The organism is Loktanella sp. S4079, from assembly GCF_000967725.1.
In the GTDB taxonomy this organism is placed as follows: Bacteria; Pseudomonadota; Alphaproteobacteria; order Rhodobacterales; family Rhodobacteraceae; genus Yoonia.
Window position 1 is genome coordinate 1 of record NZ_JXYE01000032.1, and the last position, 4,171, is coordinate 4,171.

Here is a 4,171-nt window from a genome sequence, read left to right on the forward strand (position 1 = left end):
AGAGATCATTACGCGCCAGTCCAATCTCGACGTGGACAGTATCCGACCCGGCATTGAAGTTTTTCAGGACTCTTGCTCAGACAAGTAATTCTTATCGCGGCTTTCAGTTGGAACGATAAGAGCTCGACCACCAAGGATTGTTCGCCGTCGAATTCGGCATATTCGAACGAGAGGTGTGACTAGCAAGCGTCCGGCACGTTGCAGTAAGAATGCCGTTGTACAAGTTGCTGATGATTGCCATGAGCTCTGGCTGTGAAACAGACCGACAAAGCACCTACCAGACCAATGAGATTTACAGCCTACGCAGACTATAACAGTCTCCCTTATTTTGGATTAGACAATATTTGATTTCTTCCGGGGCCCAGAAAGTCGCCAAATGCTTTCAGTGGTGCAACATTATCGCAGATAACTTTAGTAACAACCAATAGTGGGACTGCCATCAATGCGCCGGGGATGCTCCATAGCCAGCTCCATATAATCACGGCTAGAAATACGGAAACTGTGTTTAATTCTAATCGTCGGCCGAGCAGCGCCGGCGTAATGAACTGAGCCTCAATGGATGTGAGGGACAGGTAGACCACCGGCGCAATAAGTCCCGATGTCAGCGTCTCAAATACAATTATACTATAAGCTCCGATCGCCAAAAAACCAAACATGGCACCGACAAAAGGTATAAAATTCAATAAGCTAGCTGCTACACCCCATACGACGGCTTGTGGAAAGCCGACGGCATGCAGTGCGACTGAGATGCAAACGCCTAAGCCTATGTTGATCAAAACAATTGTGAGCAAGTAGTGAGATAGCTTATGTTCAACAGCACGCACTGTTTTTACAGCGAGTTTCTTATCCGAAAAACTGGGGAGCGCTTTTACCAGTTTCAGGTAGAATAAATTACCAGACGACAGAATAAACAACGCAAGTATGAGCCCCACAAAGCCAAGTGAGAGAAAGCTGGCCACACCTCCGGCGGCGAAAGTAAGCAAGCCTGGCTGCTGTATCGCAACTTCAGGCGCAGAATTTCCACCGTTTGTAATGTTTTCCATCTCGTCGGATGCGTCTTGCACGGCAGCCAAAGAATCCAGTAAAAAGCCAAACTTTCTTCTTAACTCCGTTCCTACTTCAGGTGCCCGTTCGATGATATCTGATGCTGGCCCAGACAGCGCATAAATACCAACGCCACAAATCAGCGTAGCACCAAAGATCAAAAGGCTCGCAGATATAACTTCTGGAATGCCCAGCCGTCTTAGACCTCTCACGATTGGGCTAAGTGTCAACGATACCAAAATTCCTAGGGCAATTGGGAGCAACATGTCTCGGGCAAAATAAATTGCCCCAAACAACAGAAGCAAAAATATCCCAAACAATAAATTCTTAATCTTATGTGTCTCGTCCATCGCTTATCTCATTTTAAGCTAACCTTAGCGGATGCCGATTTACGCTTTGCCTCGATGCACAACATTTTAAGATAGAAAAGGTTCCGTGAATTGGCGTGGCCCAAGGACGCATCTGGTTGTCGCCAAAGCTCAGGCTCAACGATATAGAGCGGCAAAACCGGCCCTGCCTCAGCAGCCATCGCGAGCGCCTTATGATCCGTCACACGCAAATCTCTCTTGAACCAAACAATCTGCACGCCCAACAAACCTTCTGGTAGGGAACAACATATGAATTGATACGTGAGATGCGTCAGATTGGATTTTAAAGGCAGCCAATATTACAGGAACCTTCACCGCCCAGAGGCGATCTTTAAACCATTGCGAAGGCCACATCGCGAACACCCGATATCAGACACTGACCGCAGGATCGGTAGTAGATACAGGTTTCGTTCGATATATGGATGCTGCTGCACTGAAAGAGCCGCGCAAAACACTATGGCTGAGGCGAACGGACGGGACTTTGGCCCATGCTATCAGTCGATTACTGTTAGCGGTTGGTTTGCGATCGCCACTTCGTTCTGACCTAGAAAATACCTCAACTCATACTGGCCGGGCACTTCTGGTGCGGTGATCGTCAACGGGTTGCCTTCGTAGGTGTAGCTCCAGCTGCCCGGTTGGTATCCCTCTTCATCCAACGCACTAATCGCGACGAAGTCATACTCATATCCTGGACCGTCCCAGGCTACAGTTAGTGTTTCGCCTGATTTGACGGTGTCCGCTGCTTCGAGGCGCGCGGTCACAGGGGTCAGATTAACTGTACTGGTGAATAGAACAGTGTCGTCTTGGCCCGCGTGATATCGGATTTCATAGACACCTGGCACGATCGGCATCAACAAAGGTGCCGGGTTCCCTTCGTAAAGGTAGGTAAAGTTGATGTAACCCTCTCCGCCAAGCTGACCGACAGCAAGGTAGTCGCCTTCGTTTTTTGGTCCGATCCATGGCAACATCAGCGTTTCACCAGCAGGCGCTGTAGCGGGCACATCAACGTGAATATCTGCCGCATTCACGTCAATAGATCGCGCGAAAACAACTGCGTCGTTCTGTCCTTCATGATATCGAATTTCATAAACACCTGGCTCAACGGGCATGACCAATGGCGCGGGATTGCCTTCGTATAGATAGGTAAAGTTGATGTAAGCTTCGCGCCCCGCCGGACCAACGGCGAGATAATCCCCTTCGTTGTCAGGGCCTGACCAAGTCAACAATAGCGTTTCACCAGCAAAGGCAGTTGCAGGAGCATCAATGCTTGCGTCAGCAGGCGTCACAGTGATGCGATGCGTTGCTGCGATCTCATCGTTTGGGCCGTAGATATATCGAATTTCATACACACCAGGATCGGCAGGCATGCGGAGTTGAGCTGGTTCAGCTTCTGCGACGTACACAAAGTTCACAAAACTCTCGGTATCCGGAAGCGCGATGGTCAGGCTATCACCAGCAGCTGCGGGGCCACTCCAATCGACTGTGATTGTGGCACCTGCCACTGCCGTTATGGGCGCATCGAGTGTTGCGTCGGGCGTAAGAAGCACTTCGGGTTCAGTTTCGGGTTCAGCAGTAACAGTCGCAATAGCGTCTTTGAGTTCCGTCGCGTCCGCAGCCCTGAGAAAGCGACCTCCAGTTTCAAGCGCGATGCACTGCATCTGACCAAGCGCGACAGGGTCATCCACATCGAAACCAATCACGTGTGCCGTGAAATTTACGCCCGCCAGATCGAGACGGCGTGCAGCTGCACAAGGATCCGGATTGCAGGTCTCAACCCCATCGGACACCAAAATGACGGTTGCGGCTTGGTTCGTGTAATCGAGTGCCTCCGCGGCGGCGATGATGGCATCAGTCATTGGCGTTTTGCCGAGGGGTCGAATATTATTCACCGCATTACGCACCTCGGATGCAGTGCCAGCTGCAGGGGCGACAATCGTCTGAATATCGCTACAGCTGCCTTCCTGCCGGTGCCCATAAATCGTGAGGCCTAACCGCTGATCCTGCGGAAAATCATCCAAAATCGTATTCACAGCTTGCTGCGCAATGGTGATCTTGGCGACGCCATCAATCTGCCCCCACATGGACCCAGAGCCGTCCAGCACCAAGACGGTACCTGCATCGTCTTGTGCGATAGCAGCCGTCGATATCATCGCAGCCAAAACCAAAGAAAAGAAGCGCACCGCAGTCTCCTTACGAGCCAGTTTTTACTTGCGTAACGATCAATGCAAGCATTTGTAAATGGGTCGCAAAAACACATACCAATCTAGGCGAGAATGAACCTAAAAATGACAGAAACATCCAGCGACATGCTTTGTTGTGCCAAAAAATGAAAACTTTTCAACGATATCGTGGGGTGCTTACATTTTTTCGGATGAACTTACCGTTGATAAATACGTTGCGAATTGCGAAGGTAACTTATCGGTTTGTAGCCTAAAGCCATCGAGTACTGATTACATAATACGCAAAGTGTCGGTTTTGCACACCATATCCAAGAACTTTGGACACCAAAGTATGCGATTAGTACAGGAGCTAGCATGCAAAAAGACTTTAGGCTTCATTTGCGCGAGCAAACCCGTATTGATCACGAAGCCGTAGATCATTACTTTTCAAAATTAGATATTGCGAAAAGAGACGATTTCATAGCGTTTGCACATATCCATTTAGCGTGTTTCGAAGTTTTGTCAGGAACTGTGGCAGAACATAGTGCGGCAAAGAAACTGCTAGATGATGTCGTTGCCGGACTGCGAACTGATTTAAAC

4 protein-coding genes are annotated in these 4,171 nt (G+C 49.4%); 1 reads left to right on the forward strand and 3 read right to left on the reverse strand.

From position 1 onward, the window contains the following. Nucleotides 1-323: 323 nt before the first annotated feature. The 3 genes from TW80_RS17480 to TW80_RS17765 form a co-directional block, all read right to left on the reverse strand. Nucleotides 324-1,394 (reverse strand): AI-2E family transporter, encoded by a 1,071-nt coding sequence (locus TW80_RS17480; RefSeq protein WP_045998764.1) that lies wholly within the window; start codon nucleotides 1,392-1,394, stop codon nucleotides 324-326. Nucleotides 1,395-1,402: 8 nt separating this feature from the next. Beyond that, on the reverse strand, nucleotides 1,403-1,573 hold the full coding sequence (locus tag TW80_RS18495; RefSeq protein WP_446720145.1) for a hypothetical protein: 171 nt from the start codon (nucleotides 1,571-1,573) through the stop codon (nucleotides 1,403-1,405). Nucleotides 1,574-1,906: 333 nt separating this feature from the next. Beyond that, nucleotides 1,907-3,592 (reverse strand): vWA domain-containing protein, encoded by a 1,686-nt coding sequence (locus TW80_RS17765; RefSeq protein WP_052701064.1) that lies wholly within the window; start codon nucleotides 3,590-3,592, stop codon nucleotides 1,907-1,909. Nucleotides 3,593-3,946: 354 nt separating this feature from the next. On the opposite strand from TW80_RS17765, the gene TW80_RS18190 reads away from it, so the two are divergent. After that, on the forward strand, nucleotides 3,947-4,171 hold a 225-nt coding region (locus TW80_RS18190), incomplete at its 3' end, for a hypothetical protein (protein ID WP_157033343.1).